General features: G+C 35.5%; 14 protein-coding genes and 4 tRNA genes. 2 read left to right on the plus strand and 16 right to left on the minus strand.

What is annotated here, in order from left to right; genetic code table 11:
- Positions 1–51: 51 nt before the first annotated feature.
- The 5 genes from lepA to A9G30_RS05370 all read right to left on the minus strand — a co-directional run bounded on the left by lepA (position 52) and on the right by A9G30_RS05370 (position 6,892).
- On the minus strand, positions 52–1,848 hold the full coding sequence (gene lepA / locus A9G30_RS05350; protein WP_065566485.1) for a translation elongation factor 4: 1,797 nt from the start codon (positions 1,846–1,848) through the stop codon (positions 52–54).
- A gap of 149 nt (positions 1,849–1,997) precedes the next feature.
- A complete protein-coding gene (locus tag A9G30_RS05355; RefSeq protein WP_081295703.1) occupies positions 1,998–2,981 on the minus strand; it encodes a MucB/RseB C-terminal domain-containing protein in 984 nt (327 codons plus the stop codon).
- Between the two features lie 6 nt (positions 2,982–2,987).
- Positions 2,988–3,644, minus strand: coding sequence for an RseA family anti-sigma factor (locus tag A9G30_RS05360; protein ID WP_176700852.1), 657 nt, complete (start codon positions 3,642–3,644; stop codon positions 2,988–2,990).
- A complete protein-coding gene (rpoE, locus tag A9G30_RS05365; RefSeq protein WP_065588286.1) occupies positions 3,616–4,188 on the minus strand; it encodes an RNA polymerase sigma factor RpoE in 573 nt (190 codons plus the stop codon). The genes A9G30_RS05360 and rpoE overlap by 29 nt, the downstream gene beginning before the upstream one ends.
- Before the next feature lie 220 nt (positions 4,189–4,408).
- Positions 4,409–6,892, minus strand: coding sequence for a class I adenylate cyclase (locus A9G30_RS05370; protein WP_065588287.1), 2,484 nt, complete (start codon positions 6,890–6,892; stop codon positions 4,409–4,411).
- A 113-nt stretch (positions 6,893–7,005) separates the two neighbouring features.
- Between A9G30_RS05370 and A9G30_RS05375 the strand changes: the two genes are divergently transcribed.
- Entirely contained in the window at positions 7,006–7,617 is a 612-nt protein-coding gene (locus tag A9G30_RS05375) for an NUDIX hydrolase (protein WP_065588288.1), read from the plus strand.
- Positions 7,618–7,980: 363 nt separating this feature from the next.
- Complete coding sequence (locus A9G30_RS05380; RefSeq protein WP_065588289.1) at positions 7,981–8,781, plus strand: YdgH/BhsA/McbA-like domain containing protein; 801 nt, start codon at positions 7,981–7,983, stop codon at positions 8,779–8,781.
- Positions 8,782–9,041: 260 nt separating this feature from the next.
- On the opposite strand, the gene A9G30_RS05385 is transcribed toward A9G30_RS05380, so the two are convergent.
- From A9G30_RS05385 to A9G30_RS05435, 11 genes are all read right to left on the minus strand, one after another.
- Positions 9,042–9,116, minus strand: a tRNA-Gln gene (locus tag A9G30_RS05385).
- A gap of 159 nt (positions 9,117–9,275) precedes the next feature.
- Positions 9,276–9,350: transfer RNA gene (locus A9G30_RS05390), tRNA-Gln, on the minus strand.
- 26 nt (positions 9,351–9,376) lie between these two features.
- A tRNA-Leu gene (locus A9G30_RS05395) sits at positions 9,377–9,461 on the minus strand.
- A gap of 37 nt (positions 9,462–9,498) precedes the next feature.
- A tRNA-Met gene (locus A9G30_RS05400) sits at positions 9,499–9,575 on the minus strand.
- A 116-nt stretch (positions 9,576–9,691) separates the two neighbouring features.
- A complete protein-coding gene (locus A9G30_RS05405; protein WP_065588290.1) occupies positions 9,692–10,789 on the minus strand; it encodes a multifunctional CCA addition/repair protein in 1,098 nt (365 codons plus the stop codon).
- A complete protein-coding gene (locus A9G30_RS05410) occupies positions 10,790–11,407 on the minus strand; it encodes a TIGR04211 family SH3 domain-containing protein (protein WP_065588291.1) in 618 nt (205 codons plus the stop codon).
- A 928-nt stretch (positions 11,408–12,335) separates the two neighbouring features.
- Entirely contained in the window at positions 12,336–14,051 is a 1,716-nt protein-coding gene (locus A9G30_RS05415; protein ID WP_081295705.1) for a carbohydrate porin, read from the minus strand.
- 582 nt (positions 14,052–14,633) lie between these two features.
- Positions 14,634–18,104 (minus strand): exodeoxyribonuclease V subunit beta, encoded by a 3,471-nt coding sequence (recB, locus tag A9G30_RS05420; protein WP_065588292.1) that lies wholly within the window; start codon positions 18,102–18,104, stop codon positions 14,634–14,636.
- On the minus strand, positions 18,083–18,526 hold the full coding sequence (gene sixA / locus A9G30_RS05425; protein WP_218057729.1) for a phosphohistidine phosphatase SixA: 444 nt from the start codon (positions 18,524–18,526) through the stop codon (positions 18,083–18,085). Before sixA ends, recB begins: the two co-directional genes overlap by 22 nt.
- 42 nt (positions 18,527–18,568) lie before the next feature.
- Positions 18,569–18,865: a YfcZ/YiiS family protein gene (locus A9G30_RS05430; protein WP_065567220.1), complete on the minus strand. Its 297-nt coding sequence runs from the start codon at positions 18,863–18,865 to the stop codon at positions 18,569–18,571.
- A gap of 328 nt (positions 18,866–19,193) precedes the next feature.
- Positions 19,194–19,899: DbpA RNA binding domain-containing protein (locus A9G30_RS05435; RefSeq protein ID WP_176700854.1), on the minus strand; the 706-nt coding region annotated here is incomplete at its 5' end.

Here is a 19,899-nt window from a genome sequence, read left to right on the forward strand (position 1 = left end):
CATTTTTTTCCCTCTTTAAATAAATCTTTTTATCGATTTGTCTTTAATTGGTTAATCTTTCCCTACATGCAAAATCGCTAAAAATGCTTCTTGCGGTAATTCCACATTACCTACTTGTTTCATTCGCTTTTTACCTTCTTTTTGCTTCTGTAGAAGTTTCTTTTTACGGCTTACGTCGCCACCGTAACATTTGGCTAATACATTTTTACGTAATTGTTTTACGGTTGATCGTGCTATAACATGATTACCAATAGCTGCTTGAATGGCGATATCAAATAGTTGACGGGGAATAAGATCTTTCATTTTTTCAACTAATTCTCGCCCTCGATATGGTGCATTATCTTTATGGGTGATTAAAGCTAATGCATCAACGCGTTCACCGTTAATTAATACATCCAATCTTACCATGTCGGCAGCTTGGAATCGTTTAAAACTGTAATCTAATGAGGCATACCCGCGCGATGTCGATTTTAACTTATCAAAAAAGTCTAATACAACTTCAGTCATTGGGATTTCATACGTTAAAGCAACCTGATTGCCATGATAAACCATGTTGGTTTGTACGCCGCGTTTTTCAACACATAATGTAATTACGTTACCTAAATAAGTTTGTGGTACTAATATGTTACATTCAGCAATCGGTTCGCGTAATTCTTGGATGTTATTTACTGCCGGTAATTTAGCTGGGCTATCAACATAAATTGTTTCGTTCGATGTGGTTAGCACTTCATAAACAACTGTTGGCGCGGTAGTGATAAGATCGAGGTTGTATTCACGCTCTAAACGCTCTTGAATGATTTCCATATGTAGTAAGCCAAGAAAACCACAACGGAATCCAAATCCTAAAGCGCCTGAATTTTCTGGCTCATAAAATAGTGAAGCATCGTTTAGGCTCAATTTTCCAAGCGCATCACGGAAAGCTTCGTAATCGTCAGAACTGGTTGGAAATAACCCTGCGTAAACTTGTGGTTTGACCTTTTTAAAACCTGGTAATGGGGTTTGTGCAGGTGCTTTTGCCAAAGTCAGAGTATCACCCACTGGAGCGCCTAATATATCTTTGATAGCACAAACAACCCAACCTACTTCACCACAATTGAGGCGCTGTGTGTCTACTTGTTTTGGAGTAAAAATACCTAGCCTGTCCACGTTATAAGTCATGCCAGTACTCATTACTTTGATCTTATCGCCTTTGTTTAACTCACCATTTTTAATGCGAATTAGTGAAACTACACCTAAGTAGTTATCAAACCATGAGTCGATAATTAGTGCTTGTAATGGCGCATTTGAGTCGCCTTCTGGTGGGGGGATGTCGCTAACTAATTGTTCAAGTACATCAATAACACCAACACCAGTTTTAGCCGAACAGCGAACCGCATTACTTGCATCAATGCCAACAATATCTTCGATTTCAGCCGCAACACGTTCTGGTTCGGCTGCGGGTAAATCGATTTTATTAAGAACGGGGACAACTTCAAGATCCATATCTAACGCGGTATAGCAGTTTGCTAGTGTTTGTGCTTCTACCCCTTGCCCTGCATCCACAACTAATAATGCACCTTCACAAGCAGCGAGCGAACGAGATACTTCATACGAAAAATCAACATGCCCTGGCGTGTCGATAAAATTAAGCTGATAGGTTTCGCCATTTTTAGCATGATAATCAAGTGTTACACTCTGTGCTTTAATCGTAATGCCACGTTCACGCTCAAGATCCATTGAATCGAGCACTTGAGCTTCCATTTCCCGATCTGAAAGCCCGCCACAAATTTGAATGATGCGGTCTGAAAGCGTTGATTTACCATGGTCAATATGGGCAATGATTGAAAAATTGCGGATATTTTTATTCATATTAATAAATTAGTATCTTGGTTATTAACGGTTAACTATCTAAAGTGCCTTTTGGTTATTACCAGCATTGCTAATAATTACATAGTCAGAAAGAGGAACATTTTACACATTTATCACTACTAAGCATAGCGTTATCGAGAAGTTTGTCTTTATTTCTGGATAATATTTTGTGCAATACGCTCAACCGTAGTTTGTGGCAAATTACCAATGATGATAATATTTTTGTGCCTAAAGTTCGTTGAATAAATAGTCCGCCCGCCTTGTTGGATGATTTGATTTGATTGTTTAGTTTGCTCAGAAGATACATTAACCGTAAACGAAAACACACCATCTGAGTACAATTTAGTCGCAATATCAGAGCGATAAAAATTCAAATTATAGGCAGCTATTTCTTTAAACCCTTTAGGCAACCAAGCTAATCGCCATTGACCAAGCACATCTTTTTGCTTTTCAATCGATAATAAAATCGGATAAGTTCGGCTGTTGATGTAGTTTGCCAGTTCATTCTTATCAAAATCTTTCTCAAGTTGAACCACTTTTAGTTGGTTGATGACATCATTATTTTGATCTAATAAATCAATTCTCATCGGTAAATCGGTTTCATCATCAATCCAAATCACATAGCTATAACGGTCGTTATCTTTAGCGACAACTTTTACCAATTGTACACTTCGGTTAGCAGTTCTAGTTTGACCTAATTCAATAAAATCATAAATGTCTTTAAGCGCATCGAAATTGTTATAAATCACATCAGGAAAAGCTTCCAAAATACGTGAGCTTGTAATAGAAAATGATGGGCTATCAGGCTGAAAATAACTGGTGACGCCTTTATGTAAAATGATCTCTTTATCAGGACCTTCAAGATAACGCAAACACGCATTAACATCTTCTTTTTTAGTAGCGCCCAAATGGCTATATTCAAATGTGCTTACATATTGGTTTTTATCTTGAGATAAAAAGTAAATTCGGTAATCTTGCGTTTTTACAGCATGATTCATTCTATTTAAGCGTATTAGGGCATCGTCGGTATCTTGAGCAAAAATAGACGCTGAAAAAAACACAAAAAACAGAGCAAATATAATATTTCTGCTCTGTTTTAGAGAATATATAACAAAATAATGTAATGATTTCATTTCGAATTAACGAGCATTTAATCTTTTTTGTAATTCATAATCTTGTACAAGCAATCTAATTTTGTCATATTGGCGTTTTTCAAGTAATTGCTGATCGTTTTGTTGGTGAGTTCCCCCCACTGGTGCAAGGTTTACCCCTACTGGTACTGTATTTAATATAGGGCTTGCGTTAACACTATCTGCTTGTCCTTGATGATATTGCACACCAACAATAATGCCAAGGGTTACACACGCTACAAGCCCAACTTGGCTAGCTTTAGCAAAAAAGTCTTTAACGTGAATCCACATGAGATTTTCAGATTTTGGTGGCGCAGTGGCTTCAACACTAGGTTGATTTGTTGGTTGGTTATATAAATCTTCAGCCATAATTACTTTAGCTACTTGCTTAGAAACATCTAGCGTTAATAAGCTACTATGCAACTCGCCACGCATTGTATTTCTTACAAGGTGGTAGCGCTGCCAGCATGACTGCAAACTTTCGTCATATGATATAGCATCGACAATATGATCATTGTCAAACTCACCGTCCATAAGTAATGAAAGTTGCTCTTTCTGTTCTATTTGCATAGTAAATACCTTAAATTTATGACTAATGCTTTCAATTTGTTTGTAACTGTTAACTTGTTTGTAACCGTTAACTAAGTAATGGTTTAATTTTTTCATCAATTGCATCGCGTGCTCTAAAAATACGTGACCGCACTGTCCCTACAGGGGTATCCATAATTTTAGCGATTTCTTCATAGCTTAAACCGTCAATTTCGCGCAACATGATTGCCGTTTTTAAATCGTCGGGTAATGCCTCTATCGCAGCAAATACTGTTTTTTTCACTTCGTCTGAAAGCGCTAAATTTTCAGGATTATCGAGATCTCTCAATGAATCTGCACCTTCGTAACTTTCAGCATCGTTAGCATCAATATCTGATGCTGGAGGACGCCTTCCTTGAGACGCTAAGTAATTCTTTGCCGTATTAACCGCAATTCGATACAACCATGTGTAAAAAACACTTTCACCTTTAAAAAGGCTTAATGAACGGTATGCCTTTATAAAAGTATCTTGCACAACATCAGGAACTTCAGACGCTAATACATAACGAGAAACCAAATAAGCCAATTTGTTTTGATAACGAACAACAAGTAAATTAAAAGCGTTTTTGTCTCCCTTAAGAACGCGATCAACTAGTACTTGGTCTGTTACTTGCTCCCCCATTAAAGGCCATTCCTTATTGTGTTAATAACTGTCGTTCGGCCCAAATTTGCGCACACAAACAGTTAGATTCTTAAATTGAAAAAAAGTTCCCACTATTTTAATAGAAATTTAATTATTTTACTCATTAATTGTAAATATTTAATCTTTATATACTCAAAAATAAGTTTTTCTGAAGTTTTTTGACAACGATTACTGCAAATAAGATCGGGTTTCGATTTTTTTAATTAAGCGGAACGATCTCTCGCTCACCACGTTCATTATAAGTGATTTGATAAAATTGAGGTAGATTAAAATTAACCGAGCTACTGGTGGTAAACGTAAAACGATCGTCAGATAAAACATAAAATTCGTTGATATCTTTCACCATATTATCTCTTGAACCGTTGCAGTTACGATAAATTTCAACTTGATTATGTTCATTTAAGATGAAAAGATCAAAGCCCGAATCGGTATTTTCAAAGAAGAATTGAATAATCCCAGCATAAGCAACGCTATCAATTTCTTTCGGTAGTTCGTTAGTTTCGTCTAAAATATTCAGTGGCCTACCTTGTATTTTATTATTTGATACCGCGCCATAAAAATCAATTGCATTGTCAAATTGATGGCTTGATACACCTAGTCGTTCAAAAAACAGATACCAAGAAGCTCCTCCAACCCTTAATGGTTTGACTTGCGTTGAGTTGTTTTCAGTGGTGGTTAAGCGTAAATCAATACATTCATCCATTAGCTTTTTCATGTCTTGCTTGATTTCATTGCTTAGGTATTCACTATAACAAAAAATTTCGATTGAACTGGGCAAGTCAGCGTCTTTGTGCATACGATTTAACAAAGCCTTAATCGCTTCAAGCACCGATAGTGTACCACTAAAATGAAGTACGCGAATTTCATTCCATGAATTACGATAAAGAAGATCTATCGATCCCACCAAGCTCAGCTCATGCTGACCATAATTAAGCACGCTATTAGTTACTTGATCGTCTAATTCAATATTCACTGTTGGATCGTCTTCTAAATTTAAAATAATGGCTAAATGACGAATTTCACATGGTCCATATAACTGATCTTCAGTTGCTGTAGGTACATCAATAGGAAAATATTTTTTTAGATCCTCAATCAACTTATTAATTTTTGTGTTGTTTCGATTTTCTCCATCGCGATAATAAAAAGAGGTAGAATCAGCTATTAAGCCGTTAAAGTAACACCATCCTACTAGTTTTACTAAATATTTGCTGTATTCTAGATATTGATGACCAACAATTGATTTCAACATAGGTTTTTGATTATAAACATACCACCCAGATCGATTAATGCGGTCTTTAGCAACATGAATAAATGTTAATACCTCTTCTTGTAGATTATCAGATATATTAAGCTTTAAAGTGGTAATCTTGCCCGGCAGTACTTCAAAAGCAGCATAAAGCTTTCGTGTTAATATCGCCAAATCTTTAGGGCTAATCTGTGAGTCTAAATTATTACGCCGACCAAAATTAAGTAAATTTCGATAACCCGCCATCATGGTGTGTAACAAAATTTCGTGCATTTCTCGAACTTGTCCTATTTTCCATTTTTGGCAAGCATCTAATTTTGCAATTTGTTGTTTATTCCATCCCCAGCTTTTAACTAAGTCACTCAGTATAGCACGGCGCCAAGAAGGTGATTTCATTGAAATAGAGAGCTTTTCATTTATTTTTAAATAAAAACAGTTGCGAATTAACTCAAGTCGTTGCCAATCGTTAATTTCAATAAGATATTTACTGATTCTATCTAATAACATGTAATACGAATCTAGATACATTCCATTATGTATTTCACCCTTTTGAATAAATTCTCTCATTTGATAAGCAACTGGCTTATTTTGGGGATAGATCCATGAATATGCTTCTAATAACATAGTTTTAAGCACAGCTTTAAAAGGTGAATCAATGCTTTTATAAAGTTGCCACAAACTTGCACCAAAATACTCTTCAGCTGATAGATTTGTTAACGGGCCAAAATCAATCCACTGATCTCGTTCAATTAAATTAAGATCAACCATGGCGTTAACACATTCTTCATAAGTGGAGTAAATGACGTTATTCACAGTAAAGTTATGGGGCACCACAAACCACAACAAAAATTTGCCAGCTAATAAATTTGCGGAACGGTAAAACTCCTCAAGCAACAAAATGTGCTGTGCAGAACCACAATTTTCGCCCATTAAGCATTCATGATGTTTATTAATAAACCGATCGGCATCAACAACAAATAACGTCAATTTAACCTGCAACGTTGCGGCCCAATCTTCAATTAGGCGACATTTTAACTGTAAGAATTCTTTTTGTTGGTCAGTTAAACTATTTTCAATGCATATCCAAATATCAAGATCCGATTGAACCGACTGCCCCATAGAACAGGTGCTGCCCATTGAATATAAAGCTGATATTGCAGGAACACGAGTCACTTTAGTTTTATTTTTGGTGGGAGCAAAATTAAATTTATGTTTAAGTAGTTTTTTTGTATCAGTAGATAATTGATAACAAGCAATCCCTGAAGGTATATTACCTTCCATATATCCGGGTAATTCAGGAGTATGATAGTGAAAAAGAGCAGGAAGCAACAAAAATACTTGTTGAAATTCATCAGGCATGCCAATAAGAGCCCGTTCACGCTTTAGATTGGCAAGCTCTTCAAGTTCTTTTTTTATGTTATTGATATAATATTGCATAGCTTCAATTAGGTAAAACACGCGTATTAAACTAACGCATTTGGTAAATCTAGCATGTTATTAGTGCAAGGTAAATAGGGCTAAAATTTAATCTTAGAGTAAAACACATTAATATGATCACAATTGAAAATATAACTAAGCAAATCCAAAAAAAGCAGGCAACCAAATTTGTCGATAATAAAGCTGCGGTATTGTTACCAATCGTCGAGGTTAATCACCAATTGCATCTGTTATTTCAGGTCAGATCAGAAAAACTAAAATGGCAACCTGGCGATATCTGTTTTCCTGGTGGTCGGGTTGAATTGACTGCCCCCAATCCCGAATACACCGCCAAGCGTGAGACTGTTGAAGAATTAGGTATAGCCTACAATCAAATAACGATTTTAGGGCAATTACCTAAATTTATTGCAACATTAGGTATGATTATTTACCCATTTGTAGGCACAATAAACTCGCTAAATGATTTGCAACTAAACCATGACGAAGTAGAACAAATCTTTACCATTCCGGTTGAGTGGTTTATTCATAACCGCCCAATGAGTGCAACAATGTTTGTAGGGCATAAGCCTGCCGATGATTTCCCTTTTAATATCATTACTAACCGTTCACAAAGCTGGCAAAAACGATCCGAGCATCCCGTCTATTTTTATCAGTATCGTAATAGGGTTATTTGGGGGTTAACCGCTCAAATTCTTATGCGTTTCATCGAAACAATTCGTGAATAATCTATAGGGTAAATACAATTTTACAAAAGTAATCACAAGTTTAATCAGCAAAAAGTTAACACTTTTTTTAACAAATTATTTCATTTTAAGCAATTTGTGCTAGGCTCTATTCTATTTAATGAAAAGAGCTTGAGGATTATCACTGAACATCTTATAACTATAGATAGTTGTTTTACAATTCATTCAAACCAAAACAACTATTATATGTCTTAACACTTTTTACAAGTAGACAAGGACAAAACATTCTGGAGCTCCACAAGTTAGAACATTCTCAAAGCAACACTATATTAATATATCTGTAAATTAAATAAGCGTTAACAAAGTGATTTTCTATTTTAATAATTCAAAACGAAGGATTCAATCATGAAACGTTTTACCAAAACTTCTATTGCTTTAGCCGTACTATTATCTTTACCCGTTGCGAATCTTTACGCTGCTGAACCTTTAACAGCCAAAGAAAGCAGCCATTTAGTGCCATTGAAAGAAATTTCAGTGACTGGAAGTTACTTACAAGCCGATAACGCAGCTAAGGATATTTCACGTGCGGCCGACGAAGCGGGAGCTAAATATTACCACATTACTGCCATCGAAAGCCCAGCTAATGGCACTTCATCAGATCGCGCTATTGTTTATGCAAATATTTATCAATCTAATGCACCTATTGCCGTGCAGAAAGATGAAACCACCTATAATGGTGTAGTTTCTTATAATCGTTCAAAGGCGCTTTACTATTTACCATTTGAAATTGTTAAATTTAAAGGTAATTACAATAACACATCCGAAATCACTCAAGCAGCAAGTAAATTAGCCGCTGAGAAAAATGCTTATGCGTTTTATATCGATTCAATTTCGTCGGCTAATGCCAGCAGTCAAGCTGAAGATATCGAAGTTGCCTTATACAAACAAGATGCGCCAATCAGAGATTATATCGCTACAAATGCGATACAAGGTCAAGATGCTTACGAAATCAGTAGTGAAGCGTTTAAACATATGATCCCATTTAATACAATTAGCTTCCATGGTGTATTTAACAATACTGCAGAAATTAGTTCGGCTGCACAAAAACATGCTATCGCTAATGGCGCCCATTTTTATTACGTAAAAGAAGTATCAGCCAATCCTGCAAACACAGCGCAAACGGTGTTTGTAAGCCTATATAAATAAAGTCACAGTTTTCTAAAATAAGTTCTACATGAGCAATGTTTTTTGCTCATGTGGGCTTCACATCAAAAACGTTAATCTAAAACATTAACTTTCATGGTAATTGCTTAATTATTAATATCAATTTTTAACTAAAATCGGTCAGATATCCCAAATTAAGCATACAGATAACATTCTGCCAATCTCATTTAGCAAAGACAAATAGATAGCAATTAGGAATTTCAATCGAAAGATACACTTTTGCAATCAAAATGATCAAAGCATGGCTGGGGTACCAGGATTCGAACCTGGGCGTGGCGGGATCAAAACCCGCTGCCTTACCGCTTGGCTATACCCCACTATAGAAAACAAATATCGTACACAATATACGTTAGTGAGAACTAGAATAAATCTAGCACATCTACCAGTTCCATCTATATGCAATAGCATTAATGGAATCAGCATACTGGATATAAAACAGATTATAGAGTAAGATATCTTAAATATGCACACTGGAATGGCTGGGGTACCAGGATTCGAACCTGGGCGTGGCGGGATCAAAACCCGCTGCCTTACCGCTTGGCTATACCCCAATTAAAGGATAAACATTAAGATTAAATGGTGCGGGTGGAGAGACTTGAACTCACACACCTTGCGGCGCCAGAACCTAAATCTGGTGCGTCTACCAATTTCGCCACACCCGCACTGGATACTTCCGGTAAAAGTATTACCCAATCTTAATGGTGGCTACGACGGGATTCGAACCTGTGACCCCATCATTATGAGTGATGTGCTCTAACCAGCTGAGCTACGTAGCCATTCATTCGCAACGTCGTAACCAACATTGCGAGGCGCATTATGCTTGTGTTACGACAAATCGTCAACCCTTTTTTTAAGATATTTTGAAAAAAAGTTGCGATTGATTAAGATGCAATCAAATCCAGTTTATTAACGCTTCAATTCGCCTTTTTTGTAACTCGCAATGAATTTGTTTTCCAGTATAACCATCAGCAATAATGTGTTGCACGTTAACACCATTGGCGATGCTATAAGCTTCTTTTAAATAATTTGCTTGTGTAAACGATGTTGTTTTAGCGAAAGCTTGGCTTGCGATGATTAATTGATTTAGGTGCAAAGGGTTGCGCCATACATCAATGTTATTTAACAACGAAACAATTTGCTCAGCAGTGAGTGTCTGCGCTCTTTCAACATCGCCACGATATTGGCGAGTCATAATCGCAATTTTAGTATAGTTGTTGGGGGCTTTGATTTTTGCGCACAATGATTCGACCACAGACTTACTAGGCAACAGCCCACACAATACAGCAAAACGTATAGTTAAATCGTCAGTTAGTAGGGTTGATTTTTTTAGCGCATCAAGAATATCAGCTGATAGGCATAATAATGGAAACAACAACGTAAGCGCCCCACATTGCTCAAGTACTTGAAAATAGATTTGCGGATTTGAAGTTGACAATGCTTTTTCTGTTTCCTTCCATACGCGTTCTGGCGTTAAACAACTCACCTCACCAGCTGATACCATTTGTTTCATTAAATCTAAGGTTTGTGGCGCTACAGTAAAGTCTAATTGATGAAAACGCGCTGCAAAACGTGCAACTCGTAATATACGTAGCGGATCTTCTCGAAAAGCTGGTGAGACATGCCGTAAGATTTTATGTTTGATATCATCAACACCATGATAAGGATCGATAATATTGCCATTTTCATCCATGGCAATGGCGTTAATGGTTAAATCTCGGCGAATCAGATCTTGTTCTAATGTAATTTCTTTACTAAAATCACAAATAAATCCAGTATAACCTTTACCGGATTTTCGCTCAGTCCGAGCCAATGCGTATTCTTCTTTTGTTTTGGGGTGCAAAAATACTGGGAAATCTTTACCGACTTGTTGATATCCTAATGCCAAAAGCTCCTCTGGCGTAGCACCGACAACAACCCAGTCATGATCAACAACAGGCAGATGCAACAAACTATCGCGCACACTACCTCCAACAAGATAGATTGCACTCATCTATCGCATCCAACGATCTTTTTTGCGTCGACTAGGTATAATCCTTGGTAATATAAGCCCTAAAATAAGACCACCACCAGCTACAAGACCACCATAGGTGAACCAAGTTACAATAAGATCAAGGCGTTTATCATCCACTTGATTCAGCATTGATTCAATTCGCGTCCCCTGCTCTTTGAGCTGTTGTTCTAAAACTTCATTTTTACTTTGAAGTGTTTCAATTGTTTTTTCCGCTGATTGCAACTTTTGGATGTATTCATTGACCAATTTCTGTTGGTTCGCATCGGCGTTATCGGCTTTATCTTTATATTCTGCAAATTTTGCTTCTAACTCAGGAAAGCGTTCTTTATAGCTAGCTTGTTCGTTCAGTTTAGCCGTTTCTATCCAAGCAACACTACCATTATTAAGTTGAATACGACTGTATTTACCATCTACACTTTTTTCTAGCTCAATGACCTTTTCTCCAGCTTTAACTGCATTAGAAAACGCATACTGCGAACCAGGGCCTCGCCGCAAATAAATATCAACATCATCTGTCACATATTTGTCTATAGCGTAACTATTAAAAGCAATCGCAAAAAGCGAAAGTATTGTAATAACATTATGTTTTTTCATCATATTTACAACAATAACCTATAAATATTTACATAATAACATAAATAAATGGTAATTCGCATAATCATTTTATTTGTAAGTGGTTATCAATCTTAAAATAAAGTTAATATCCCCAGAAATGGAATTGGTTATATTTTGTGCTTTGCTAACCACCAAATAAGGAATTAAAGATACCCTTTAAGACACATAGCCATATGAATCACCGCCTCAACAATCGCAATATAGATGTCTATTTTCGTACGACACCTTAGCAGAGCTATATTATTTTGGTAAACGATTACAAAACTCACAACCACAAACAATTGACAAGTTGAGCCCAACTGAACCTAATTGTTGTATAAACGCCAATATGCCATCTACTCTGTGCCCAGAAGAAAGTTTAGGTAATTTTATGCACGTCAGGGCTTGAAAGTTACCAAAATAGTAAAGGCTGACTACCAATCTTTGCAATAAAAAAACTTTTTAAAACCGATAATGGCATACTATTATTAGCAAAGATTGTATTGCTAAACTGCATTAAACCAGTCACTTTATTTTAGATAAAAGAGGCATATTGTATATGCCAAAATACTTTAATCAATTTAGGTGAAAAACCATATTAAGTTAATCGATTTTCAGTGATATTGCTTATTTTTGAGTGAACACAAAAGCTCATGGCGTTTAGTGACTACTGGATTAAAGAATTCTTGCCTCACAAAACCCCAATAACCCATTATGGTTCTTCATAAAAAAATCGCCACGCACGAACATCACTTGCAAAAGTTGATTCACGTTTATATACCAGCTTTAGCTAAAAATAACGTAGGTCTACAGTAGGTCTACACCAGTAAACCGTTAACTTTTCATCTGAACTATATAAATAAGCGGTATTGAGCTAAACCTATAATAAAGTTCAGATGATAAGTTTTATATCATATCTATAAAATTACAATTAAAACCAGACTTCGGTTTGTACACCAAAACTAATTTGATGATCTTTACCATTAAAATCAAATTTACTGATATCATTTTGTAATGCCTCTATATAAGAAACATAAAAACGGATATCGGGTCGTGAAGACAAAATACTTTTTCCAACTTTGAACGAATGATAAAGCGTGGTTTTGTATCCTTCTTCAACATAAGTTTTATTTTTGACTTTGTTCTTTTGTCGAAAATAACCAAGCTCAACACCACTTTGATTATAAGTATCCCAGATATAAGCTGGTCTTATAGCTGATTTAAAGCTTGTAAAATCGGCATGTGGGCGGTTAAGATCGTAAGAGTAAACATCATTACCTGAAGTTAACGCCAAAGCATGAGCCACAATAATATCATTACTTAGATAAGCTTCCCCTTCTGATACAAAGCGATAAGCTTTACCTCCTGTATGCGTACCAATATAGTCATTATCTGAATTACTGGCAAATTCTGGATTATTCGTATTAATATTTGCTAACTGTGAAGCAACAGAATTGGTTGCTGTCTGCAATGTAAACTGATTAAATCCACCAAAAAATTTATTTTGACGCAAAACAAAACTACCAAGCCAAGCATTTTTTACAGATACATTATCTTGGATTTTAGATTTATTTGGAGCTGAATAACGAGCATTCACCCCAAGCGTTGCATCTTTCCATAATGGAATATCACGATAGCGAATTTCTAGCTCATTTAAATCAACTTCTTCTTTTTTATGTTGAATAATTTCATTGCCATTGCTATCTATTTTAGCTACTCCTTTTTTGCTCTTTACATTTACATCTGCTCTTACTAAAGCGACATCAAAAGCGCCGATACCGACTTTAAGATTTTCAACACCAATTCCCCCACCAGCTGGTGTTTTTTGGGTTTTCCAATCAAGCATTTGAATTTCATTATAAGGTAATGAGTGCTTACCAACCCATAATTTTGCATCAGGAAAACTTGGTACAAATCCTTTTGTTTCTAAATAAATATCTGAAAATTGCATAAGATTATCATCTTGAGTATTAAATAACCCCGCAGCTTTATTTGTCGCTACGTTTCCATCAATCATAACAATTGTATCAACACGTCTTCCATCTTGATCATAGATTTTTTGCTTAAAGACAAGATCATACCAACCGCCATATTCATTACCAAATCGACCTAATGCTCCTTCAGCATAATTCTTAGGTTTACCATTACTTGAAGTTGACCAGCCACCACGAAAATAACCATTATAAGAAAAACCGATTTCATCTTTAATATAGTCTTTAAATTCAGCTAAAGTAAATGATCTCTTTTCTGGTGGATTTTCACCTAGTACGGTGTCTGCTTTTGGTGTATTAACTAGCACAATTTGATTATTACTTATTTGTGCAGGATTACTAGGTGGCTGTTGCTTTGTAAGTACTGTTTTTTGGCTATTTTTAAGTGCTTTTTTCTGATTATTTATAACAATTTGTTGTTTTTGAAGATGATTATTTAACTGAGCGAGCTGTTTATTCGACTCAATCACTTGCTTTTTCAAATCATTAGACTCTTGACTAAGTGCTAATAATTTTTGTTCTAATAATGCAATTCTTGCTTCTAATTCATCTTGAGTAGCAGCAATAGCATTTGGTAAATAACATAAACAAAGCATCGTCATTAAAACAATTCGTTTTGGTTTTACTTTACATATTTTTTTTATTGAATATTTCATTTTTCTCTACTCATTATTTTAAAGAATAAATAAAATCTTTTAGATTTAAAACAAAAAAAAACCTAAAGGGTAGCCATTACTGCCCTTTAGGTTTTGCCCGCTATAGATCGGTAACAATCCAATACTTTTTAATAAGCAATTTTAATATAGCGAATAAAAACGATTGTTCAAAAACTAAATACTAATAGTGTGATTGATATCACATTAAAAATTATCATTTTATATACATATCGTGCAAAATACAGCCAGCAGCCTTTAAAAAATAGGAAGTGACAAAAACATTTAATAATATATAGATACCATTCTATACAGGCTAATTAGATCGTTGTTTTTCATCGGATGTAATGGATAAAAATTGTTGGGGGTGTGAGCATAACTATGATTAAAAATTATTATAAACAAGCCCTGCAAGTAGGAAATATATAAGTTTCCTTTTCATTGAAAATGGTAATTAATTATCTAGGAAGTATACGGCAAAAAGTATCTTTGATTTTTACTTTAGTCATAAATACACCTATTGAAAATTTTTATAAGTTGCAACATCTTGAAAGCATAGCACTAAAAATTGATGATGCAAATAAATTAAACAATGTTTTTCCCATCAAATAACTTATCAAGCTCTTCAATAAAGGCTTGTTCAGGTCGATGGTAAAAGACGCCATGTTCAGGCATGCCACGCAAAAACAGGTAATAAACACCGCCAAAATGCGTTTGGTATTGATAATTTGTTAAGCGATTTTTTAAAAAACGATGCAATGCTAAACAATAAAGTTGATATTGCAAATCATAGCGATGCTCACACATCACTTTTTCTAAAGCGGCTTGATGATAAGATTCAACGCACTTACCTAGCCAATTTGATTTGTAATCAACCACATAATATTTTCCTTCAAATTTAAAGACTAAATCAATAAATCCTTTTAACATGCCTTGTACAGCGTCAAAGTCTAACTTTGGGCATAATTTTGACAAATTATCATATCGTTTGCATAAGCTATCTAATTGCTGGCTAGTTACCGTTTTGCGTATAGGGAGATAAAATTGCAATTCATTAATATGTTGATCCAATAATACTTTTGATAAGATTAAATTTGGCTTATGCAGTTGTGTACCCAATACTTGCTGCATCCATTTAGTTATTACGCTATGCCATGCTGGTTCTAAATTTAGCTTTGTCAACATGTTATTGCATAATGCATCAAGGTTATCTGGCGTGACCTCTTCCATAATGCTATGCATTAATGTACCGACATATGCCCCTTTAGGAAAATGATGAATATCATATTGAAAATCAGCTGGCAGGGAACTGTTTGTGTCAAGTTGTGGTTCGTCCCAGTCATTAATAATATCAGGATGGTAAGCCAATATTTGATCATTATGTTTTTGTAATTCCGTGTAACTTGTGACCCGCCAATCACTTGAGATATTGCGTGAAAATACGTTAGCTGACAAAACTTGGTTTGGCAAAATTTGGGGAATATACTGCTTACACTCTACGGGTAATTGTACATCGACTAAATTAGCCATACGTTCAATTGATCTTAATTCACTATTTAATAAATAATTAATAGCAGATTGATTGGCCTTCAATGAGGCAAGACCAATGTAACAATGGTAAACAGAGCGCGTCATTGCAACATATAATAATCGTAAATCTTCAGCAAGTCGTTCGTTTTCTATTTGTTGTTTAATCTCGTCAGTTAACCGCCATACATAATTTAGCTGATAGTCATCATTTTTATCATGATAAAATTGGCTATCTGATATTCGACACAATGAAATAAATGGTAACCAAACAATCGGGAACTCCAATCCCTTTGATTTATGAATAGTAATAATCTTAACAAGGTTTTCATCACTTTCGAGGCGTTGCTGATGATTTTCTAAGTTAAGATCTGGGCTAGCTATTTGCTTTGTAAACCAACGAATTAACGCATGTGGGCTATCTAATTCATGTGATGCATCTTGTAGTAATTCCCCCAAATGCATTAAGTTGGTTAATATTCGCTCACCATCTTTGTGAGCTAATATGTTTTCAGCTAAATGACGTTTTTTCATCATTCGGCGTAACATAACTAACACACCATAATATTGCCAAATTGCTTGGTATTGTTTGAACTCTTCAACTAAACTTTCCCATTTGTCTTGATTGTCAGTGATTTGCTCTAGCTCAGTCATGGTTTGCCCTAGCAATGACGTCATCAACGCTAACCTTAGTGTTGCTTCGTTTTCAGGCATTAAAACAGCCTGTAGTAGATTCAATACATCTTTTGCCTCATTTGACGAAAAAACACTACTATGGTTTGATAGATAAACACTTTTAACACCACAATTAGCCAATTTTTGTTGAATAATTTCTGCTTCACGCCCAGTGCGTACTAAGATGGCAATATCAGCCGTTGTTACGGGGCGCTGTTGTTTTTCATTATCAATTAATATTGATGAGTTAGATAACAAAGTCACAATTTGATCAGCACAACAATTTGCCATGTGATTTTGATAATCTGTTTTGGTTGTAATTTCGTCAGGCAATAAATATGCCGTTAAGGCACCTATTTCTTGGTTATTAATTTGCAAAGACTTTTGTTGATTCTGCTTTGCTACATCCATAGGTAAAAAAGGAATATCTTCAAATATGAATGGATTATCGCAATTAGCAAACAATTGGTTAACAGCGTTAACCATTGCTGCCGACGAACGATGGTTTACATCCATGGTAAAATAATTTTCTCCTGCCGATTGTTTAGCTTTTAAATAAGTGAATATATCAGCGCCCCGAAAACTGTAAATTGCTTGCTTAGGATCGCCAATAAACAGTAAGCCTCGATCGGTCTGTTTGTTACCATAGATATGGTTAAAAATTTGATATTGCGCAGGATCGGTATCTTGGAATTCATCAATCAAGGCAACACAGTATTTTGAAGCTATACTTTTCGCTAATCGTGCACCTGTTTTTGCATGTAATGCGCGATTAAGTTGCCCAATAAGATCATCAAAGCTCATTTCGCCATTTTTAAGTTTCTCGTTGTAAAGATCTTTTTGAATCACACTGACGATATCTATTAAAATTTGGCTACGTAAATCAAACGATTGTTTGAATAAGCCGTCAATCTGATCAAAAACAAAATGGTATGGCGCATTCTTTCCTTCTTTCGTTTTTTCAATTAAAACCGATTGCTTAAACTTTTCGAGCTCATTAGGTAATTGGAAAGATTGAGTTGCATTATTTGCCCATGCTGAGACTTTAGTCACCCAATTAGGTAAATTTCGACGGCTATATGATTGTTTGCTGACACCTGATTGAGAAATGATATCGACTAACTCATCAACCGACGCTAGCCAAGACTGCTTAACATTTTCAATTTTCTCATAATTTATTTGATGAAACGCTTTAATTTTAGCTGTGATATCTGGATTTATCGGTTTATTGTCGTTTAAATCTAAGCCTAAATATGGGGTAATATCTTTCAATAATTCCGTTGGATCTTGCCATGTTGCAAGGACTAAATAGGCAAGCGATTTATCCAGTGGCGTAAAGTAGTGGCGCCAAAAGTCTTGTGTTACTCGCAATTTTAGTTGTGATTCATCTGAAACTAACTTTTGCTCAAATAACACGCCAGATTCAAACGCATGACTGGTGAGTATACGCTGGCAAAAACTATGGATAGTATAAATTGCCGCATCATCCATTGATTGTTGAGCAACGGTAAGTCGTTGCACCGCTAATTTTCGATCGTCAACTAATTCAATGAGTTGTTGATAAATAGGATCTTGATGTTGTCCTTCCAATAATCCAATTCGTAGTTCTTGTATATTTTTCCTTATTCGAAAACGTAGTTCTTGGGTCGCCGCTTTGGTAAAAGTAACCACCAGAATTTCGTTAACCTCTAAAGGTCTTGGGTAGCTATTTTGGCCAATGCCAAGTAATAACCTTAAGTAAATGAAGGTGAGTGAATAAGTTTTGCCTGTTCCAGCTGATGCTTCAATTAAAGCTCGACCAGTTAACGGCAAATCAAAAAGATTAAGTTTTTTTACTCCGCTTGATAAAACCATTCAAGTTTTCCTGCAGAGTCTAACGACAAATTAATACAAGCAATTGCCGCTGTAGGAAACATAGGAGGATTGATTTGCGGGCACAATTCATTAACTAAATATCCCACTAGCGGTAGATGTGATACCACTATTACATTTTCAGTTCCTTCAGCTAGCAACATCGTTAATATGCCAGCGACATGTGATGAGTTACCACCGGGCACTAAAAACTGATCAGTTTCAATCTTTGCAACATTAACATGTGATGATAATGCAGTAAATGTCTGTTGAGCACGTAAATAAGGGCTGACCAAACCAAGCTCAAATTGATAACCTTGCTCTTTAAGCCACATTCCAGCTTGATTCGACTGTTTTATGCCATAATTGGTTAAGGCTCTGCTAAAATCCGATGAAGCAGAAAACCCTGCTTCACCGTGTCTCATAATGCAAACTTTCATTTATAGTTAATTTTCATCTATAGTTAATTAACGTAATTTTAATTGAAAAATCATAGATTCTGCACCACAGCAAAAGGTAAATTTTACTGATAATTTAAATCCATCGTTAACTTTTTCAATATTGCTATCAATTTTGCATGGTTCTGTTTCAACATTTTTTGCAGCTTGTGTTAATGAAGCCAATTTAGCTTGAGCTTCTGATTCTGTTGCAAAAACGTGCTCATAACCAGCAGTACAATCTTCGTTGTCAATTATTGTACCAACATCCACACAACAACATGCTGCTGTTTCATTAGCTTTACATTTATTTAAGGAATTTGCCATGCTATACCTCTGTTTACCGTTTAATATTAGCAACAGTATACTCTCAATCCTAACTTAGGGCAAAACACTAACATTGTTTTATTTTAGTTTCTTTCTCAGAAAAATTTATGACTAATTCATTATGTCTATATTACTTATTTGCAATAACTAGGCAGCTAACCATACTTACCTCGTATTGATTAACTTTTGAAGTTATATTATTAATTTTTTAACTCAATATTACATGGCCTCAATATTGCATGGCATATAGGGCGAACGACTTTGCTAGTAGTTGTTCAAAATGAGAGGAGATAAATTTACCTCTGCCAGATGGCAGAGGTTAACATCATTAAAATTTAGGTGCTGAAGGGCGACCACGCTTTTTTGCAAATCCTTTATCAGATATATCAGATTTGCCACTTTTACGGCCTCGCTTTGCTTCAGCCGTTGTGCCAGTACATAGGCTCATTTTCATTGGTTGATTAAGAACTCTTACTTTTTCAAAATGTTTCAACATGTCTTTCGGCATGCCTTTTGGTAATTCAACAGTTGAATAAGTATCATAAAGTTTAATATTACCAATGTACCGACTACTAATATCAGCTTCATTGGCAATTGCTCCAACAATATGACGAACTTCAATACCGTTTTCTTTACCCACTTCAATGCGGTACATATCCATATCGCCAACATCTCGGCGCTCTCGACGTTTGGGTGATTCACGGTTATCACCACGCAACCGGCGCTCGCCTCCTCGGCTATCACGATCTCGCATTTCTCGTGCAGGTTTAAATACTGGATCTGGTGGTAAAATTAGTGGGCGTTCACCTTGCGCTAATTTTAATAAAGCAGTTGCAATTGTTTCTAAATCAGCTCCGCTATCAGATTGTATTTGTGCTAATAGATTTTGGTATTGGTCTAAATCGCTACTTTCAAGTTGTTTTCGGACTTGTTCAGTAAATTTAACTAAACGACGTTTTTCGAGTAGCTCTTTAGATGGTAATCCAACTTCTGGAATCGGTTTTTTAATAGTTTGTTCGATATTCTTAAGTAAA

Source organism: Gilliamella sp. Fer4-1 (genome assembly GCF_001690515.1).
Taxonomy (GTDB): Bacteria; Pseudomonadota; Gammaproteobacteria; order Enterobacterales; family Orbaceae; genus Gilliamella; species Gilliamella apicola_C.